Genomic DNA, 18,603 nt, shown 5'->3' with positions numbered 1-18,603 from the left:
TTCCATTGGCTGAGAAGGACCAGCCAGCCCAAGCGCTGGGGACGTCGGTGCGAATCTCCACGATTCGCGGGGCGTCGGGGTTCAAGCGGCGCTGCATGCGTTCAAGCTCCTTGTGGGTACGGACTTGAGGGTCGGCAGGGATTCGTGAGAAATACAGCCGAATCCGTTTTAAGTTTTTGATGTTGCGTGCTTTTCTTCTTCATACGCCGCTGAGGCCACGAAGTGGCCTATTAGCACTTCGCGTCGAAACTGAATAGACAGAGTCCGCTACCCTCTCGGCTCGGCGATCTGCGTCCAGTGGGGCTCCAAAACGATCTCGGTGAATTGGAGAGGCGCGACCTTACGTTCCAGGTCGAGCGTGTAGTCTCCGAACCGATTGATGTGGCTGGTCCGATACGGCGACAAGCCGCCCAGAACCTCGGGATTCAACTCCATCCCCTCCTCCTGCAGGCTGGCCAACGTGCGTGTCATCTGGTCTACGTTGTGCAGGATGATCATATTGGCCACGAGCTGGTTGTACTTCACGACCTTTCGCTGCTCATGAAGCACGTTCTCGGCAATGATCCCTTCTCCGCCGAAGAAAACCCATTTGACGAAGCCATTGAACTCTTCGCTTTTGTTGGTGGCCGCCTGGATAGTCCGACGCATGTCCACGTCATCGATGTAGCGCAGCAAGAACAGCGTGCGAATGACCTTCCCAAGCTCCCGGAAGGCGAAGTACAACTTGTTCTTCCGGCTGTAGGTTCCCAGCCGGCGAAGGATCGTCGAAGCGGTGATCTTGCCCAACTTGATCGACACCGTGACCCGCAGCATGTCGTGCAGATGCGTTTCGATCAGGCCCCAGTCGATGCTGTCGCCGAACAGCGCCTGGATGTTCTTGTACGGGCGACCCGCCTCCGCGCGGAAGAAGGTCAGATCCTTGATGTTGCGAATACGTGGCATCAACTGAATGCCCAACAGGTAGGACAAACCAAAGACCGGATAACTCTGGGCCTGGGTATCCCCATGCACGATTTCAGGCTGGATATCAGACGTGTTGGCCAGCAATCCGTCCAGAATGTAGATCGCTTCGTGCACACCGCACGGAATGAAGTGACTGAACAGCGCCACGTACTTGTCAGAGACGTGGTAGTAGCCGATGCCGCCATAACCACCGTAGCGGATGTGGTACTCCGAGAGCAGGTTCTGCTCGTACATGCTCCACTTGGTGCCATCGGCCGACGCACTCTTGCCCGAGCCCCAGTAGCCAGGCAGATCGAACTTGTTGAACGTATTGATCACCTGCACGATCGCCTTGTCCAACGTGTCTTCAGTGACGTACTTGAGGTTAAGCCAGGAAATCTGGCGCCGACTGAAGCCCTTGATTGAGCGCGCAGTCTGGGTCGGGCCCAGGTTGCACCCGTAGCAGAACAGCGTAGTGATCACCCGGCGCATGAGATCGTCCACGCGCGCATTGGTGCCCGCAATCGGCCGGAAATGACGGTGCAGCTTGAGCCATTGAGCCGCATCGATCAGCACGTCTACGATACTCATCGCCGGCAGCCTCTCGGTGATAAGAGCATCGACCGTGGCAATGGCGCTGGAGATCTCAGGCCGTTGCAGCTTCCGGAGCACCAGGCGCCCATCCACCACATCGGCGTGGACGTTCTCCGGAAAACGTGCATCCACCGTGTCGGCCAGTGAGCTCAGCTCTTGCTGCAAATGGCGCACGAACTCGCTGGCCTCGGTGGCCAGACCAGATACCTCACCGTAGGCCTCCAGTTCCTGGGCGAATGTGGCCTCATCCACCAGTTGCTCTCGGTAATCGTCGTAGCGCTCCCCGTGGGGAATGAACAGATCACCGGATTTGAGTTCGTCTTTGATCTGGGCCAGCACAGCTAGCTCAAAGTACTTGCGATGCACCCAGCCCGGCCCCAGCGAGTCCGCTTTGCGGCCGAAGACGTGCCTGCGCCAGTTGACTGACAACCAGCCCAGATCCTTTTCAACATCCAGACCGATCGAGCTGGCCTCAATCATGTCCCGCCGCTGACCGCGGAGCGACAGCAGAGCAGCGATCATGCGTTCCATGCCCGCGTCCTGGCTGGTGGAGCGCAGTTGCATGATCTCCAGGCAGTTGAACAGCAACGGGCGGACAACGCTGTAAGGCTGGATCAGGAATGGCAGGTAGTTGCGGCCTGCGTACGCCATATGTTCATCGCATTCGGCCAGCAGTGTGGAAATGTCCGCCACCAGACTCAGTCCGATGGCATCCACACGCTGTGTGTCCGTTCCGTCGATCTGATAAGCCTGCAGGATCTCCTTGAGCTGCGCGATAAGCGTATCAGCACGCTTGCCGTGCTCTACTTGGTAGGCCAACAGTCTTTGCTGGGCCGTGTTCTCCAGGTTCTGCATCAGCCGGATGTACAGGTCGGCCGCATCGTCCAATGTCTTGGCGTACTGGGACCGAATGAAGATCGTCGCCAAGGCATAGCGCTTGGCCGGCTTGAGTTCGGCCAGTTCGCTGGCATCGAGCGCACGCGCCATGGCGCGGAACTGCTTCAGCTTCGGAACCGGAATATCCACGGCCGGCAACTGATGGGCCAGATGTTGCAGGCGTTGGATATGTTGCAGATAAAAGCGCACTTCCTTATTGGTGGGCCGTTTGGGCTCGCGCTTTAGCGCATTCCAGCCGGTATATGTGGCATTGGCCGGTGCGGCCAACAGTTCCTTGATCAAGCTCTTGGCTGGCGCGGTCAAGGCCTCATTGATGCTGCGGTAATACTGCTCATGCACCTGCTCGCGGGCCTGAACCGCAATCTTCTCCAGCGTACTGAAGCCCGGCAGCTCAAAGCGATGGTGAACCAGCTCCTCCAGCAGCACGTTGATGATGTCGGCGATGACATGCTTGGTTTGAGCGGCGGCCTGGGCCACCGTTGCCAGCCATTCCCTCCCGCTGACATCCAGCGGACGAACGCGCAGGAACTTTCGCAGGCGCGCCATATGGGCGCGTTTAGCGCCGGAGACGTCGTAGCGATTCAAGTCTCGGATGGATAGCGCCCGGCGCAGCCCGGCTGCCTGGGCAATATGTTGCCGAATCCGTTCTGGGACATCGGCTAGGATCACGAAGTAGCCCAGCCGCTGGAACATCTTCAGGTGAATGAGCACAGCCAACTGAGTGGTTGGCTGGGTCGCCATGCTACGTGCGAGGCGCACTTCGCCGCCGCTGGGCGTGTAAATCTCGTCCAGTTCCTTGGCCGTGGGATCAGGTTTCAGGCGCGGATACGCGGTCTCGTGCAGCGTCGCCATGCAGTGCCCTGGTCAGGGTTGAGGTCAATCCCAGTGACGCCCGTCCTCGGCGCGCACGGAGGCTTCCAGAAAGCAGTGGTGGTTATCGGCAACGCGATGCATCTCATCCAGCAGCATGGCCATCCTCTCGTCCATGTCCGCGGCGTCGACCACCGGCATCGTGAGTCGGTACTCGCTTCCCTCGGCATCAAGCCGATGGGCTTGAAACGGGGATAGGCACATCGCCTCAATGCGTGCCCGAGCGCGGCCAGCGCCCCTGCCTCGGGGCGTAAACGGGCTCACTAGCAGGCGCAGCGTCAGGCTCACGGTCGCGGCCGGCGCTGGCAGCGCCGCCGAGGCGAGCGCGGGGGGCGGCGCGGCCTGGAGGCCGGCTTCAACGCGTTGGCGGGCGAACGGATCGCGGCCCTGGATGTAACGCATGGCCGAGTGCACGTCTCGCCATCCGACGTACTCCATCAGGGCTTTCACGTCCCAGCCGTTGTCATTGGCCCAGCCCGCAAAGCCCCGGCGAAGGGAATGGCTGCTGTAGCCTCCCACGGCCTCCAGACCTGCGGACTGAAACAGGTCGCGCAGCAAGGGGATCAGGCTGTTCGGATGCAACCCTTGGCTGCCGACGTTGCCCCATTGATCGACACGCCGGAACAGCGGGCCTTGAGTTAGCGCGGCTGCCTGCACCCAGGCCTGCGTGGCACTGACCGCGCACAAGCGCGACAGAGCGGGCACCTTGTACGTATTGCCTGCCGACTGTCTGTCGCCCTTGCTGCGCGGCAGGAAGCAGATCATTCCCTGCTCGGGTACCAGTTCCAAGTACTCAATCTGCAGCCGGATCAACTCATCGCCGCGGAATCCTCGCCAAAAGCCCAGTAACACCAGCGCCTTGTCGCGCATGGCACGCAAGGCATACGCGTGGTCGGCGCGCTCCTGGGCCGCCAGCGTGGCTTGGTCCAGCCACCCGACTACTTGGGTCAGCTGGGCCAGCTGCAACGGCGTGGCCTGCTTTTCGATTCGGGGGTGTAGCGTCTGAATGCCCTTGAGGACCTTGCGTACCAGCGGCGTACGCGTGGGATCGACGAACCCGTGCTCGGCGTGCCAATGCGCCAGTGCTGCCAGTCGTTGCTTCAGCGTGTTGATTGCTGCCTTGGGGGCCTGCTCGGCCAGATAGCGGGCCACGCTATCGGGCGTCGCCGGCAGATGGCCACCCCATTCGACCTCGAAGTGGCGCAGCGCCGAGGCATAGCTGCGCTGCGTGTTCTGACGCGTGGCCGCTTCGAGGTAGCGGTCCACATCGCTCACGCCTGGCAGCACTCCGCCGACGCGCAACCGGCCGGTTGTCGCAGCGTAGAGAGGATCGTGCACTCGGCACGTTGTCCGCCATGGCAACTGGCGATCACCCGCTCCAGTTCCCGGGCCATCCTGCGCAGATCCTCCATCCGGGCCTGGATATCAGCCAAATGACTGCGTGCCAGCCGATCTACGTCCATGCAGGACATCTGGTCGTCCCCGGACAACTGCAGCAGGCTGCGGATCTCTTCCAGACTGAAACCCAGATCCCGGCCGCGGGTAATGAAGCGCAAACGCTCGATATCGGCAGGCTCGTAAACGCGATACCCGCTGCCGGTGCGACCAGGTTGGGGTAACAGGCCGATCCGCTCGTAATAGCGGATGGTTTCCAGATGGCACCCACTGGCCTCGGCGGCCTGACTGATCTTCATGTGGCGACTTGACTCTGTAGTAGCTACGGACTTTACCTTGCCCCCTGTCCAGCCGCCAGCCTCCCGCCCGCGCGCCTCTACCCGTGTCCGGAGCTCTCCATGTTGCGCTCACGCCTGATCCGGTATGCCGCGTATCCCGCCCTGATGGGCGCGGTTCTGGCCGGCACGGCCGCAGTATTGGCCGATGGCCTGCCGGCTTGGCCAACCTTGGCGATCCTGGCGACCGCGGGCATTGCCATGGTGGCGCTGCTGGAGTGGCTGCAGCCCTACGAGCCGTCTTGGCGCCATAGCCAAGGCGACCTCAAAGCCGACTTGATGCATGGCGCCGTCAACTTTGGCCTGCTGGCCGGCACCGCCTATGGATTGCATGCCTTTCGCGGCCTGCTGCCCGCCGGCAGCCTATGGCCGATCCAGTGGCCCCTGATCGGGCAGATGCTGCTGGCGGGGCTGGTGATCGACTTGGGCCTGTATGCCATGCACCGCTTCAGTCATCGGGTGCGATGGGCATGGAAACTGCACGCTATCCACCACAGCGCTGAGCGCTTGTATTGGCTCAATGGAGAACGTCGTCACCCGTTGAGTGCACTGCTGATGGCCGGCCCGGGCTTGGGGTTGACTGTCGCCTTGGGTGCGCCGCCGCTGGTGATCAGTGCGTGGCTGACACTGATGAGTGTTCAACTGGCTTTCCAACACGCCAACTTGGACTACCGCGTTGGCCCGCTACGTCGCTGGCTAGGCGTGGCCGAAGTACATCGGTGGCATCACAAGCGTGACTATGAAGATGCCCAGGTCAACTTCGGCGAGTTCTTCATGATCTGGGATCGTCTGTGCGGCACCTTCCTTGATCGCCCTGAAACGCTGCGCGCCGGCGAGGTCGGGTTGCGCGAGGAAACGATGCCTGCCAGCTATTGGGCGCAGATGTGCTGGCCGTTTAACGAGGCTCCAGATCAACGGGATACGGCCTTTGCGCAATATCTTTGGCAAGGCGATCAAGCGCTACAACAAGGCGATCTCACGACGGCCTACAAACGGTACGAATTGGCCCACGTGCTCTCGCAGCACCGCACGCGCTTGCACGTGCGTAGTCATTGGGCGTTCGCAAGATGGGCGTGGCAAGCCCACGACATGCGCGAAATGGCTGGACAACTGCTGCGCCTGATGGCCGCTGCGACCCTGACATGGGTGTGGATGCCTAAAGGCAATACCGGTGGCGCTCGGGTAAACGCCTTGCGCACGATGCCGATTCCTTCAGAACTGCGTAATTACATGGAGAACACCCGATGAGTGACTGTGGCTGCCATCACGAGGCCAAGAACGCCCAGGAGCGACGTGTACTGTGGATTGCCTTGGTCCTCAACGCGGCCATGGCCGTCATTGGTGGCATCGCCGGCTGGATTGCCCATTCCACAGGTCTGCTGGCTGACGCGCTGGATATGCTGTCTGATGCCACCGCGTACGCCATTGGATTGGTGGCCATCGGACGCACGGCCCGCTTCAAGGCCAATGCCGCTTGGCTCAGTGGCAGCATTCTGCTGGTGCTGGGTATTGGCGTGCTGGTGGAGGTCGGACGACGGGTACTACAGGGCGCCGAACCACTCAGCGGATGGATGATCGGCACCGCGCTGCTATCGCTTGTAGTCAACGTCATCGTGTTGCGCATGCTCTCGCCGCTGAAGTCCGGGGAGGTCCATCTGCGAGCAACGTGGCTGTTTACCCGAGCCGACGTGGTGGCCAACATCGGCGTCATTCTTGCGGGCGTACTGGTGTGGTGGCTGGCCAATCCCTATCCCGACTATGTGATTGGCACCCTTATCGGTTTGTACGTGATCAAGGAAGCCATCGAGATCCTGCGTGACGCACGTCGGGCCAGCACGCAAGTGGGCAAGCCGACCGCGTGAAGATGCGTGTGCGAGCTCTGCCCGCGTTCCGCTGGCTGCTGGCGCTGAGCCTGGCACTGGGTGCCATATGGCACCCGGTGCTTACGGCGGTGGGCGAAATGCACGAGGCAGCCCATACGTGGTCCGGCGCTCACGCAGTGCTGATGACGTCCCACGCGGCCGCTGATGAGAGCGCCTTGGGCAAATCGCTCCATCAGTTGCATCAACTCGCGCATTGCTGCGCGCACGCAGTCGCCGCTCCGGCGATGACTTGGGCGCCACCTCCTGCTCCGCAGCAGCAGGCCGTAGAGCCACACGCGGTGGAGACGGTGCCCACAGGGCCATTGGTCGATCCGTTCCGACCGCCTATTGCGGGCCAAGCGCTGGCGTAGGCCAGTCCTTAACCCTTGGTCTGAACTTCTGGAGTGTTGCTATGCAAGTGCGACGTGCGGCGCTGGCCGCTTGGTTGCTGCTGGGTGCAGGGATACCTGCCTGGGCGGTCGACCCCATGACATTGGACGACGCATTCGACCGCGTTGCCCAAGCCCATCCAGACCTGCGCCTGGTGCAGGCACGTACCGCGGTACTGGCGGCCGAGCACGAGGGCGCCAATCAGCGCCCGCCTTGGACATTGGGTGCCGAGGTGGAGAATGCCCTGGGTACCGGAGATGCGAGAGGCTTGGACAGCGCCGAGTTCACCGTGAGTCTGAGCTCGGTGCTGGAGCGAGGCGGGAAACTGGATGCGCGCAGGGCCCTGGCGCAGAGCCGCATCGATGCGCTGGCTGTTCAGCGGGAAGCTCGTCGGCTGGATCTGTTGGCTGAAACGGCGCGGCGCTATCTGGCATTGGTTGCAGCGGACAAGGCCGCCAAGATTGCCCAAGTCGATATCCAACAGCGCCAGCGTACCGTGGCCGCTGCTCGTCAACGTGTGCAGGCCGGCGCCTCACCCGAGTCGGTGCTGTTGACTGCACAGGCTGCCTTGGCAAGAGCCGAGCTGGCCCAAGCAAGGGCCTCCCAGCAAGCCAGCGCTGCACGCCAGCATCTGGCCGCCCTCTGGGGGGAGCGTGAACCCGTGTCGGCGCCGGTCGCTGGCAACCCGCTCGCACTACCGGCGATCGGTTCTCTGGAAACCCTTTCCTCAGAACTGCAGCGTTCTCCCGAGCTGGCCCAGTTTGTCGACGAGCGGCGCATTGCCGAAGCACGTTTGAATCTGGCTCGCACAGCAGGCACGTCGGATCTGGCTTGGCAAGTCGGCGTGCGTCGGATGCAGGACACAAGCGACACCGCGCTCGTGGGGGGCATCTCGCTGCCTTTGGGTGCTCGAAGCCGGGCGCAACCAGAGATTCGTGCCGCTGAGGCGGAGTTGGAAGTGCTTTCGATCGAACGTGAGGCGCAGGGAATGGCGTTGTATTCCACCCTGGTCGAAGCCCACGGCCGTTACACCGTCGCCCGTGACGAAGTGGCCCGTCTTCAAGACGATGTGCTGCCCAAGCTGACCAAGGCTGAGCAAGCGGCCGAGCGTGCATATCGCGCTGGGGCCATCAGCTATCTGGAATGGGCGCAGCTGCAGTCCGAAAGGACCGCAGCTCTGCAGCAACAACTGGACGTCGCGCTCGATGCGCAACGTGCCCTCATCGAAATCCAACGGCTCACCGGCCAGGCCATGGTTGCCTCTGCCGCTGCCGCCACCTCCGGAGAGTTGACCCCATGAGCCGTTTCCCCTGGATCGCGCTGGCCCTGACATTGGCCCTGACGGCTTGTAGTGGCCCGGCACCCAATGCCCGTGGCGAGGCCGAAGAAGGCCATGAGGCCGAAGAACAAGGCGAGCACGAAGAACTGCCCCAACAGACCACGATCGAGGCCCAAACGGCACAGTCCGCCGGCATCCGCGCCGCCCGCGTGGGTCCTGGCCAGATCGCCGATGAGCAGGAAGTCCAAGGGCTGCTTACGCCGGTCGAAGGTCGCATCGCCCTGGTGACTGCACGTTTCCCCGGTCCTGTGCGTGCCGTTCGCGTAGGCGTGGGCGACCAGGTCAAGGCAGGACAGGTGCTCGCGACGGTGGAGAGCAACTTGAGCCTGACGACCTATTCCGTTACCGCCCCCATAAGCGGCGTGGTGATGGCGCGGACCGCCTCGGTCGGCACGTCTGCCGCCGAAGGCGCGCCCTTGTTCGAGATCGCAGATCTGTCCACCTTGTGGGTAGATCTGCATATCTTCGGACGGGACGCCGGGCACATCGAAGCTGGTGTGCCGGTGACCGTGAGCCGATTGAGTGATAGCGTTTCCGAGCAGACGACCTTGGAACGCGTGCTGCCCGGCACCGCCACGGCCAGCCAAAGCACGATCGCACGCGCGAGCTTGCGCAATGCCGATGGACGCTGGCGGCCAGGTTCCGCCGTTAAAGCACGCATTACCGTTGATCGCGCAGAAGCGGATCTGGTAGTCCCCGTGACCGCGCTGCAGACCGCCGAAGATCGGGACGTGGTGTACGTGCAACAGGGCGAGGTCTATCACACGCGCCCGGTGAAGCTAGGCCGACGCGACGCCGAACGGGTGGAAGTCTTAGAAGGCCTGAAGGCCGGTGAGCAGGTGGTGGTGGCCCAGAGCTTCCTGGTCAAGGCCGACATCGAGAAGTCCACCGTCGAAGAAGAAGAGTGAGGCCCGCCATGCTCGAACGCCTCATCCATTTTTCCATTCGCCATCGCTGGCTGATGCTGGTACTGACCGCAGCGCTTATTGCGCTCGGCGTGTGGAGCTATCGTCAGCTGTCCATTGACGCCACGCCCGACATCACCAACGTCCAGGTCCAGATCAACACCCAGGCGCCAGGTTACTCGCCGCTGGAAGCCGAGCAACGGGTGACATTCCCCATTGAAACGGCGATGGCCGGCTTGCCCCAGTTGGACTACAGCCGCTCGTTGTCTCGCTATGGGTTATCGCAGGTGACGGTCGTCTTCAAGGATGGGACGGACCTGTACTTCGCGCGCCAGCAGGTCGCCGAGCGCCTGCAGCAAATCACGTCTCAGCTTCCTGAGGGGCTAGATCCTGAGATGGGGCCGATCTCTACCGGTCTAGGTGAGATCTTCATGTACACGGTGGAAGCCGAGCCCGATGCCCGCAAGCCCGATGGCTCCCCGTACACGGCCACGGACCTGCGGACGCTGCAGGATTGGGTGATCCGCCCGCAACTGCGCACCACGCCTGGGGTGACCGAGGTCAACACCATCGGTGGCTTTGAACGGCAGATCCACATCACTCCCGATCCAGCGCAACTGGTAGCCCTGGGATTCACGCTCCAAGACGTTGTTGGCGCGGTGATGCGCAACAACCAGAACGTGGGAGCCGGCTACATCGAGCGCAACGGGCAGCAGTTCCTGGTGCGCGTACCGGGCCAGCTACGGGATGTGGACGCGGTCGGCAGCATCGTGCTGGATCGTCGTGATGGCGTCCCGATCCGCGTGCGCGATGTCGCCACCGTTGGCGAAGGCAAGGAGCTGCGCACCGGCGCGGCCACGCAGAACGGGCATGAGGTGGTCGTCGGTACGGCCTTTATGCTGTTTGGCGCCAACAGTCGCGACGTTTCTCGGGCCGCTGTGGCCAAGCTGGAGGCTGCCAACGCCAGTCTGCCCGAAGGTGTGCACGCCAAGGCGGTGTATGACCGCACGGCGTTGGTAGATCGCACCATAGGGACCGTTGCCAAGAACCTGATCGAAGGCGCGCTTCTGGTGGTGGTGGTGTTGTTCCTGTTACTGGGCAATGTCCGGGCGTCGTTGATCACCGCAGCTGTGATCCCGCTGGCCATGCTGTTCACCATCATCGGCATGGTGCGAGGCAACGTATCGGGCAATCTGATGAGCCTGGGCGCGTTGGACTTCGGGCTTATCGTGGATGGTGCGGTCATCATCATCGAGAACTGCCTGCGTCGTTTCGGCGAGGCGCAGAATGCGCTGGGCAGGCAACTCAACGATCAAGAGCGATATGACCTGACGGCTTCGGCAACGGCGGAAGTCATTCGACCGAGCCTGTTCGGCCTGGGCATTATCGCGGCCGTCTATCTGCCGATCTTTGCCCTCTCCGGCGTCGAGGGGAAGATGTTCCACCCCATGGCCATTACCGTCGTCCTGGCGCTGACCGGCGCGATGATGCTGTCGCTGACGTTCGTGCCAGCGGCCATTGCAACCTTCCTGCGTGGACGCGTGGCCGAGCACGATAACCGACTGATGCGCTGGTCACGAGCTCGCTACACGCCGCTGCTGGATTGGGCGCTACGCCGTCGATTGGCCGTACTGGGCGGCGCCACGGTACTGGTGGTCGCGTGCGGCATCCTGGCCACGCGGCTGGGATCGGAGTTCGTGCCCAGCCTGGATGAGGGCGACATCACGCTGCAGCCGATGCGGATTCCAGGCACGAGTCTGGAGCAATCGGTGGCGATGCAGGAAACATTGGAGAAGCGATTGGCGCAGTTTCCCGAGGTGGCCAACATTTTCTCCAAGATCGGTACCGCCGAGGTAGCCACCGATCCGATGCCCCCCTCGATGGCCGACACGTTCCTCATGCTCAAGCCGCGGGATCAGTGGCCAGATCCCCGCAAGCCCAAGGCAGAGTTGATCGAAGAACTGGAGCAAGCCGCCAAGAAAATCCCCGGTAGCAACTATGAGTTCACCCAGCCCATCCAGATGCGCACGAACGAACTGATCTCCGGCGTCCGCTCGGACGTGGCGATCAAGGTCTATGGCGATGATCTGGATCAGCTCGCACGACTTGCTGGCCGCATCGAGCGGGCAATGCGTGAAGTGCCTGGTGCTGAGGACGTGAAGTCTGAGCAAGTGAGCGGACTGCCGTTGCTCACGGTAACCCCAGACCCGGTAGCGCTGGCACGGTATGGATTGAATCCAGGAGATGTGCAGGAGACGGTGGCCACCGCTATCGGTGGTCAGGTAGCGGGCCAGTTCATTGAAGGCGATCGTCGCTTCGCTCTCGTGGTCCGGCTACCCGAAACATTGCGCTCAGATCCGGCGGTGCTGGCAGACCTGCCGATTCCGTTGCCCGAGGACAATAGTCCCGATGAGTCCAGCCGTGAGGCGACATGGCGTGGCGGTAGCCCTCGGACCGTGCCGTTACGTGAGGTCGCTACCATCCAAGTCGAGCGTGGACCGAACCAGGTGAACCGCGAGAACGGCAAGCGACGCGTGGTCATCACGGCCAATGTGCGCGAACGCGATCTGGGAAGTTTCGTGGGAGATTTGCGCACCAAAATCGGCGAGGAAGTGAAGATGCCGGAAGGCTACTGGGTGGCCTATGGAGGCACGTTCGAGCAATTGATCTCCGCCAGCCAGCGCCTTTCCGTAGTCGTTCCGGTCACCTTGGCTCTCATATTTGCTCTGCTGTTCATGGCCTTTGGGTCGGCAAAGGACGCTGCGATCGTGTTCAGCGGGGTACCGCTGGCGCTGACCGGCGGCGTCATCGCGCTGGCGCTGCGCGGAATTCCGTTGTCCATCTCCGCCGGCGTGGGCTTCATCGCCCTATCGGGCGTGGCGGTGTTGAACGGCTTGGTCATGATTGCCTTCATCCGACGCCTGCGCGAACAAGGCGATCCGCTGGATGAGGCCGTGCGCGATGGTGCGCTCGGCAGGCTGCGTCCGGTGCTGATGACCGCGCTGGTGGCTTCTTTGGGCTTCTTGCCGATGGCTCTCAATGTCGGTGCGGGTTCGGAAGTCCAGCGGCCCCTGGCGACCGTGGTGATCGGTGGCATCTTGTCCTCGACCGCCTTGACCCTGTTTGTATTGCCCGTGCTGTACCGGTGGTTACACCGAGAGCGCGACCGGCCCGTTCTCCCGACCACGGCGCTCGCATGAGGCAGCATCATGCCCAAGCCTGACCTGGAAATTGTGCGTGCGGCGATGTTCGCCGATCCCGGGGTGAAGGCGGTCGACGATCTGCGGTGGATGCCTGCCGCATCCGGGCTGGGCATTCAGGCCACGGTGACAGTGGCCTCATCGGCGGTGGACCTGGCCACAGTGCAGGCCGTCGTGGGCCAGATTCTCGCCACTCAGTTCGGCGTAACAGAACTACACCTGACATTCAACGATCCCGGGCCGGCACCGGCGCAACCGACCCGTGGGCCTATCGAAAAGAGGTAAAGCGGAGGGCGGCATTGCCGCCCTCCGAACCCTCAACCAATCCAACCGAAGGCAAACACCGTTCCCAAGGTCGTGCTGAGCGCTGCTACGCCCCACAACCCAAACGCTGATCCGTCGCAATCGCGTGCAGGTGGCGGCCAGCCTGGGGTCGGCTGGGCACGGAGGAGCGCGTGCTCGCCATAGCAGTGCGCCAGAGAGCGCCAGCAGGCCAAAGGCCAGGCCGAACACCAACGCCTTGTGCAGCCCACCGGGCGCGCCGGCAGCGTGGGAGCAGCACCCGACTAGTCTCGGGACTCATAGACTTGGTGCCCTGGCCAGGCGCAGGCGCCTGCCAGGACAAAGGCCACGCTTTGCCGGGCCCGCGTGAACGCCACGTAGTACTTCGCCGGTGAGGTGATACGGGAGGCGTCAGCGGTGCGCAGGAACTGGGCCAGGGGGCCATTGGGATAGATCAGCACGCGGGAGTATGTCCGTCCCTTGGCTTGTCCAAAGTTGACCGCAGGATAGCCATCGCAGGCTTCCCGCCGGTCGTAACGCAGGACGGTGGGCGCGAACTGCAGTACATATTTTTGCACCAGAGTGGGTGCCACCACATAAATGCCCTCATGCCCGGTCAGCTCGCTATTTCCTGACTCGGTGCGCGGCATCTGCGGATACAGCGCATCGGCCAGATCACACAGCGACTGCGCACAGCGGTGGCTGATCACCCGATGCTGGATCTGACACAAGTTCCGCGCCTGCCAGGCTTGGAAAAGCCCCATCATGGCCACACCACGGTATTGCTGGTGACGCGGAGAATGGTTGGTGGCGTAGGTCGCCTGGCGGGTATCACCCACCAGCGTGATCTCGATGCCGCTGGAGAGCAGGCGCTCGACCAGGTCCAGGTCGTAGCCGGCCAAGTCCTGGACCTCATCGATGTAGAGCTCGTCGTACATGGCCGCCAAACGCTCGATGACACGGCCTTGGGTAAGCTCATCGCAGCGCACGGCAAAGTCAGCGGCGCGATCGGAATATATTCGATCGCCGGCCAGATAGTGACGAGCCACCTGACTACGGGGAGCACGATTGTTGGTCCTGCCCTCAACGAAGAGGATGGACTCCACGCGGGGCTGGGCACACAGCGCCGCCTGATAGGGCCGAATGCACTCGCGCAGCAGAAAGCTGTACCAACTGTAGAGCGACACGTGCGCCGGCACGGCGCCAGCCTGCCGTTCAAACGCGCGCCTGATCTCTTCCAGGTTCTCAAGCGTGTAGGTCAGGATGGCGATCCGGCGTTGCGGGCGCGCCAGGGACTGGCGCACCAACATCGTCGTCTTGCCCGAACCGGCCGCCGAGAGCAGTACCTGATTAGGCGATGGCACGCTGGACATAGTCCGGAAACACGATCGAGTGGGGACTATTGAAGATGGCCAACGCTGTATCGGTCTTGTTGCCCTTCATGAACTTCAACAGCGCCGCCTCATCGGCGAACGTTTTATCCAACACCAGATTCAATTGCGCCAGCGTATTTGCCTTGATCAATTGTTGCTCCAGCGAGGGTGCGTCCTCATCGGAGTCATAGTAGATGTAGTTCAGGAAATCAGCGTAGCGTTCCTGCAGCAGGGCTACGTCGCCGTCGTTGTCGGTAACGACAGCGGTTGGGATATCCAGGCGTTGGGCGATCTGCAGAAATCGCTTGAAGGCCAGGGAGTTGACCGAGATCACGTCCACGCCACGGGCCAACGGCGACACGCCGTGGTGATCCTTGAAGGCTCGCTGGACGATCAACTCGTCCGAGGGGCCCTCGACAAGGATCGCCTGCTTGGCCAGGATCAACCGCAGGGTGTCATGACCCGGCAGCTTCATGAAGTAGTCGTGCGTATCGGTCGGCAGTTGGTCCAGTTTTATGTGTCCGCGTGCACTGAAGAGGATCACGTTGTCCACGCCGAGCTTGTTCAACACGAAGCTGCTATGCGTTGCAATGATGACTTGCTGGGCGGTGGACAGAGCTGCGATCTTGTCGATCAGTTGGGTCATACTGGAGAAGGACAGATGATTCTCGGGCTCTTCTACCAGCAGCACGTGCGCAGCACCGGCCGCGCGCATGGCCAGTTTCATTTTGACCGCACTCTGTTCGCCTTTGCCGGCGTGGGTGAAAGGAAGATCGTCCAGGTAGGGAGACAGACTGGCCTCCCACGTCGACCGCGCCGAGGTGTCCACACCCACGGTCAGCGTCTTATTGCTGATATCGCCCGCATTTTCGGCCAGGAACGTGTTGATGGCCGCCACGTCCGTTTCCTGGGAAAAGCTCTGCCGCATGCGGCGATAACTCAGCGACAAGGCCACGCGCTGAGCCGGAGAAAGCACCTGGTCGATGATGCTGCCGATGTAGCGATCCGTGCCTGAAAAGGTCTTGGCACTGGTGGTATCGATTATCGTGGAGTCGAATGGGATGCTGCGGGCGGTGACGCCATTGTTGGCGAAGGAATACCAGCGGACGGTGTAGTACTCCACCGGCAAGCTGCCCCCCTGGTGCTCGCGCAAATAGGCATCGAACTCGGGGCGATAGTCTTCGTTGAGTTCGATCAGCAGCCGAATGCCGGCCATGTCAGCGCCGAGGGAGTTGTTGGTACCCCGCAATGAAGCCAGGGTGGCATCCCGTCCGAGGTAAGCCTCGATCACGATCCGCGGAGGCGAACCAGGCTGTCCATCCCGCAGACGTGCCAGATACTCGTCGACAGCCGGTTGGTGGAACAGGTAGGGGGTGATTTCGTAGGCGATGCCTCGTCCGTACAATTGGCCGGTCACGACAGCATGAATAGCTTCCAATAGCGTGGACTTGCCGACCTCGTTGTTGCCCACGATCAGGTTCATGTGGGGGTTGAGCGGCAAATCCAGGTGGCCAAACGCCTTGAAGTTCTCGATGACGACTCGTTCGATCGGCATGGTTCATCCCTGTACGACTGCAGCGCGAGCACGGCGCCCGGAGCCATCCGGACACGCCGGCATGGCGTTCATACTAAACCGGGCCAGTGGGGCGGATTTCGTACGGGTGAGATACCCCGGAGGCGGCTGGTGGCCGATCACGCGGGATAATTAAACATTATCCCGCCTGAGCAAAGCCGCCGCCGAACGGCCGCCTGCATTCTTTATTAGTATGTAATTACATGGTATGTAATACATTACGAAATAATTGGAGAACAGCATCATGGCGCGCGCAGGACTCTACAAAGGGGATGTCCAGAAAGCGCGTGACGCGCTGCTGGCCCAAGGCAAGAAGCCTTCCGTGGACGCGGTTCGGGTGGCTCTGGGCAACACGGGCTCCAAGACCACGATCCATCGCTACTTGCGTGAACTGGAAGAGGAGGAGGGCGGCGGTCCGTCACGTGCGGTGGCCGTGAGTGAGGCCTTGCAAGACTTGGTCGCGCGCCTGGCTGCGCGACTTCAAGAGGAGGCAGAAGCGATCCTCACCAGGGAGCGAGAACGCCATGGGGCCGAACTCCAGCGTCAGCAACAAGCGCTTTCCACCGCCCAACAGGAAGCCGCTGCCCTGGGCAGTCAGCTGCAGCGCACTGAGACCAGCTTGACGCAAGAGCAAGCCGCTCACGCCCTACTTCAGCAGAATCTGCGCGACAAGGTCGCGGAAATCGCCCAGTTGAATGAGCGCATCGCCGGCATGACGGTGCGGCTGGCTGATTACGAGGCGCATACGCGTTCTCTGGAGGACAAGCATGCCCACGCCCGGGAAGCGCTCGAGCACTACCGCGCTTCAACCAAAGAGCAGCGCGAGCAAGAGCTTCGCCGTCACGAGCATCAGATCCAAGAGCTGCAAGTAGCCTTACGTCAGGCCAATGAAGCCTTGGGCGCGAAGAATCAGGAGCTGTTGGTGCTTAACCGCGACAATGGCCAATGGCTGGAGCGCCATGGGCGGATTGAGCGTGAGCTTGTCCAGTTGAGGCAGGTCCACGAAGGCCAACACAGCGAGATCGTGGCGTTGCGCCAGACCGCAACGGACCACATGGCACTGCAGGAGCGCTGGAAGACTGACGTCAAGGCCTTGGATGCCCTGCGCAGCGAGCTAGCTCAAGTCCAAGACACCCTTGCGCAGGAGCGTGAGCGCCGCCAGAGCGCTGAAGCCGATGCGTTGCGTGCCAACGCGCGTCTTGAAGCGCTGGAGCCCCTGCTGAATCAACTGACGCCGGCACAAAATACGGTGAAGAGAACCCGGCGCAGCAGTACGCAGGGTGGGGGAGCGGACTAACGAGGCTACTCGTTTGCCTGCTAGCGGCCGGGATAGCGCTCCCCAGTCCAGTACGCCCATTCCATAGGTACGACCCAGTCTACGAACAGCTTGGCTACTGAGGACTCCGGTGCCAGATGGTAGGGCTTGAACATGCCTTGCTGGGGCGAACTGGTCATCAGGTAGCGCAAGCGCTTCTTGACCTCTTGAAAGATGGCCTCGCGCACATGGGCGCTGTCGTGCACGCCAAGACGCATTGCCACCGACGCGCCTTGGCGTACCGCCGCCCAGCAACAATAGCGCCACTGCGCGATCGGCAGACCCCGCGGTCCGGATTGAAACACGAACCCCACATCACGTGCCCAGCCTGGGTCGAAGTGATGTTTGAGCAATTGCTGCTCTAGAAACTGCTCGGTCTCCCAGAGTGCAAGTTCATCCCACAGCTCTAGTTTTGCGTCCGCCAGTTCTACATCGTGTGCCATATCACCGAGTTGGTCTTCCAGCACCGGGAGCAGGTGCCTGCGCTCGTGGGTAGACCAGGCGAAAGCCCATTGCAGATCTTCGATGGGCGTGACCTCGGCATCGGGTCGGATCTGCCATCGATCCGCTGGCCAGGGAACTTGGATCAGGGCCAAGTCTCGCAAGGCGTCCAGCACCAGCAAGGTGGAGCGGCGTGTGGGCGCCACCGGTATGCGTCGTAGCTGCGCGGCCAGCAGCGCGGCAAGGAAAAGGGTGCCACGAAGCCCCAACGCCTCGATGCTGGCGACCCCAGATGGCGTCATTGACGAGGTTCCGGGCATGCGGGTTCCGGGGGTGAGGGAGCGGCGTGGCTCCTGGCGATGGCAGCGCTACCGGGGTCGCCGGTTGCCTCAAAGCTAAGAATATCTTAGTATGCAAGGCAGGGTACATCCGCCATCCTTATGGGGTCTCCATGGGGTGCGCGCGTGACTTTGTCAGTCGACTCAACACCGACCTTCGCTCGACGCCTCAAACAAGCCCGCCTGCACACGGGCTTGTCGCAGAAGGAGTTGGGCATCCGGGCCGGTCTGGATCCTCACGTGGCCAGCCCCCGAATCAACCAGTACGAGCGTGGCAAGCACGAGCCGAAGCTGGAGACCGCTGAGCGGTTGGCTCAAGCGTTGGGGATCCCCGCCGCGTTGCTGTACACCGATGATGATCTGCTGGCGAAGTTGCTCCTACGCTGGGGCTCGCTCAGCAAGCAGCAGAAGCGCGAGCTGGTGAAGCTGATCGAGAGCACATCCGAGAAGTAGGCCGTACGGTCGCTCACTTTATGGGCAGCACTTCGCTTCAACCCGGCCCTTTGGAGCGCCCCCGGATGGAACACCAGTGGGCGCGGCTAGCGCGACTAA

General features: G+C 62.0%; 14 protein-coding genes. 8 read left to right on the top strand and 6 right to left on the bottom strand.

Annotation, left to right across the window (positions count from 1 at the left end; translation table 11 throughout):
* Positions 1–267: 267 nt before the first annotated feature.
* Genes AC23D6_RS09870 through AC23D6_RS09860 form a run of 3 tightly spaced genes read right to left on the bottom strand, consistent with a single transcriptional unit; the run spans position 268 to position 4,997 of the window.
* A complete protein-coding gene (locus AC23D6_RS09870; protein ID WP_487749107.1) occupies positions 268–3,285 on the bottom strand; it encodes a Tn3 family transposase in 3,018 nt (1,005 codons plus the stop codon).
* 24 nt (positions 3,286–3,309) lie between these two features.
* Complete coding sequence (locus AC23D6_RS09865; protein WP_046932193.1) at positions 3,310–4,578, bottom strand: site-specific integrase; 1,269 nt, start codon at positions 4,576–4,578, stop codon at positions 3,310–3,312.
* Complete coding sequence (locus AC23D6_RS09860) at positions 4,575–4,997, bottom strand: MerR family transcriptional regulator (RefSeq protein WP_046932166.1); 423 nt, start codon at positions 4,995–4,997, stop codon at positions 4,575–4,577. Before AC23D6_RS09860 ends, AC23D6_RS09865 begins: the two co-directional genes overlap by 4 nt.
* Positions 4,998–5,096: 99 nt before the next feature.
* Here AC23D6_RS09860 and AC23D6_RS09855 point away from each other — a divergent pair, with 99 nt between their 5' ends.
* The 6 genes from AC23D6_RS09855 to AC23D6_RS09830 all read left to right on the top strand — a co-directional run bounded on the left by AC23D6_RS09855 (position 5,097) and on the right by AC23D6_RS09830 (position 13,014).
* Positions 5,097–6,281, top strand: coding sequence for a DUF3703 domain-containing protein (locus AC23D6_RS09855; RefSeq protein ID WP_487749106.1), 1,185 nt, complete (start codon positions 5,097–5,099; stop codon positions 6,279–6,281).
* Positions 6,278–6,895 carry a cation diffusion facilitator family transporter gene (locus tag AC23D6_RS09850; RefSeq protein WP_046932167.1) on the top strand — a complete coding sequence of 206 codons (618 nt, stop codon included), beginning with the start codon at positions 6,278–6,280 and terminating at the stop codon, positions 6,893–6,895. Before AC23D6_RS09855 ends, AC23D6_RS09850 begins: the two co-directional genes overlap by 4 nt.
* 412 nt (positions 6,896–7,307) lie before the next feature.
* Positions 7,308–8,585, top strand: coding sequence for a TolC family protein (locus AC23D6_RS09845; protein ID WP_056878741.1), 1,278 nt, complete (start codon positions 7,308–7,310; stop codon positions 8,583–8,585).
* Complete coding sequence (locus AC23D6_RS09840) at positions 8,582–9,532, top strand: efflux RND transporter periplasmic adaptor subunit (RefSeq protein WP_080948168.1); 951 nt, start codon at positions 8,582–8,584, stop codon at positions 9,530–9,532. The genes AC23D6_RS09845 and AC23D6_RS09840 overlap by 4 nt, the downstream gene beginning before the upstream one ends.
* Before the next feature lie 8 nt (positions 9,533–9,540).
* Positions 9,541–12,729 (top strand): efflux RND transporter permease subunit, encoded by a 3,189-nt coding sequence (locus AC23D6_RS09835; RefSeq protein WP_046935219.1) that lies wholly within the window; start codon positions 9,541–9,543, stop codon positions 12,727–12,729.
* Positions 12,730–12,738: 9 nt separating this feature from the next.
* Positions 12,739–13,014: a hypothetical protein gene (locus AC23D6_RS09830; RefSeq protein WP_046935218.1), complete on the top strand. Its 276-nt coding sequence runs from the start codon at positions 12,739–12,741 to the stop codon at positions 13,012–13,014.
* A gap of 281 nt (positions 13,015–13,295) precedes the next feature.
* Here AC23D6_RS09830 and AC23D6_RS09825 read toward each other — a convergent pair whose 3' ends face one another.
* Complete coding sequence (locus AC23D6_RS09825; protein ID WP_046933399.1) at positions 13,296–14,384, bottom strand: UvrD-helicase domain-containing protein; 1,089 nt, start codon at positions 14,382–14,384, stop codon at positions 13,296–13,298.
* Positions 14,362–15,939, bottom strand: coding sequence for an ATP-dependent nuclease (locus tag AC23D6_RS09820; protein ID WP_487749105.1), 1,578 nt, complete (start codon positions 15,937–15,939; stop codon positions 14,362–14,364). Before AC23D6_RS09820 ends, AC23D6_RS09825 begins: the two co-directional genes overlap by 23 nt.
* A gap of 262 nt (positions 15,940–16,201) precedes the next feature.
* Between AC23D6_RS09820 and AC23D6_RS09815 the strand changes: the two genes are divergently transcribed.
* The gene (locus AC23D6_RS09815; RefSeq protein ID WP_054668669.1) at positions 16,202–17,254 is read left to right on the top strand and encodes a DNA-binding protein; all 1,053 of its coding nucleotides are present in this window, start codon (positions 16,202–16,204) and stop codon (positions 17,252–17,254) included.
* Between the two features lie 20 nt (positions 17,255–17,274).
* Here AC23D6_RS09815 and AC23D6_RS09810 read toward each other — a convergent pair whose 3' ends face one another.
* Entirely contained in the window at positions 17,275–18,033 is a 759-nt protein-coding gene (locus AC23D6_RS09810) for a hypothetical protein (RefSeq protein ID WP_228903388.1), read from the bottom strand.
* Between the two features lie 120 nt (positions 18,034–18,153).
* Between AC23D6_RS09810 and AC23D6_RS09805 the strand changes: the two genes are divergently transcribed.
* Positions 18,154–18,504, top strand: coding sequence for a helix-turn-helix domain-containing protein (locus tag AC23D6_RS09805; protein WP_046934799.1), 351 nt, complete (start codon positions 18,154–18,156; stop codon positions 18,502–18,504).
* Positions 18,505–18,603: the final 99 nt, after the last annotated feature.

Source organism: Pseudoxanthomonas sp. G3 (assembly GCF_057654715.1).
Note: the sequence above shows the minus strand (reverse complement) of the source record. Positions and strands in the feature narration are given on the sequence as shown.

Coding starts and splice junctions, on each gene's coding strand:
- AC23D6_RS09870 (WP_487749107.1), bottom strand. CDS start 3,285: ATGGCGACGCTGCACGAGACCGCGTATCCGCGCCTGAAACCTGATCCC.
- AC23D6_RS09860 (WP_046932166.1), bottom strand. CDS start 4,997: ATGAAGATCAGTCAGGCCGCCGAGGCCAGTGGGTGCCATCTGGAAACC.
- AC23D6_RS09855 (WP_487749106.1), top strand. CDS start 5,097: ATGTTGCGCTCACGCCTGATCCGGTATGCCGCGTATCCCGCCCTGATG.
- AC23D6_RS09850 (WP_046932167.1), top strand. CDS start 6,278: ATGAGTGACTGTGGCTGCCATCACGAGGCCAAGAACGCCCAGGAGCGA.
- AC23D6_RS09845 (WP_056878741.1), top strand. CDS start 7,308: ATGCAAGTGCGACGTGCGGCGCTGGCCGCTTGGTTGCTGCTGGGTGCA.
- AC23D6_RS09840 (WP_080948168.1), top strand. CDS start 8,582: ATGAGCCGTTTCCCCTGGATCGCGCTGGCCCTGACATTGGCCCTGACG.
- AC23D6_RS09835 (WP_046935219.1), top strand. CDS start 9,541: ATGCTCGAACGCCTCATCCATTTTTCCATTCGCCATCGCTGGCTGATG.
- AC23D6_RS09830 (WP_046935218.1), top strand. CDS start 12,739: ATGCCCAAGCCTGACCTGGAAATTGTGCGTGCGGCGATGTTCGCCGAT.
- AC23D6_RS09825 (WP_046933399.1), bottom strand. CDS start 14,384: ATGTCCAGCGTGCCATCGCCTAATCAGGTACTGCTCTCGGCGGCCGGT.
- AC23D6_RS09820 (WP_487749105.1), bottom strand. CDS start 15,939: ATGCCGATCGAACGAGTCGTCATCGAGAACTTCAAGGCGTTTGGCCAC.
- AC23D6_RS09815 (WP_054668669.1), top strand. CDS start 16,202: ATGGCGCGCGCAGGACTCTACAAAGGGGATGTCCAGAAAGCGCGTGAC.
- AC23D6_RS09810 (WP_228903388.1), bottom strand. CDS start 18,033: ATGCCCGGAACCTCGTCAATGACGCCATCTGGGGTCGCCAGCATCGAG.
- AC23D6_RS09805 (WP_046934799.1), top strand. CDS start 18,154: ATGGGGTCTCCATGGGGTGCGCGCGTGACTTTGTCAGTCGACTCAACA.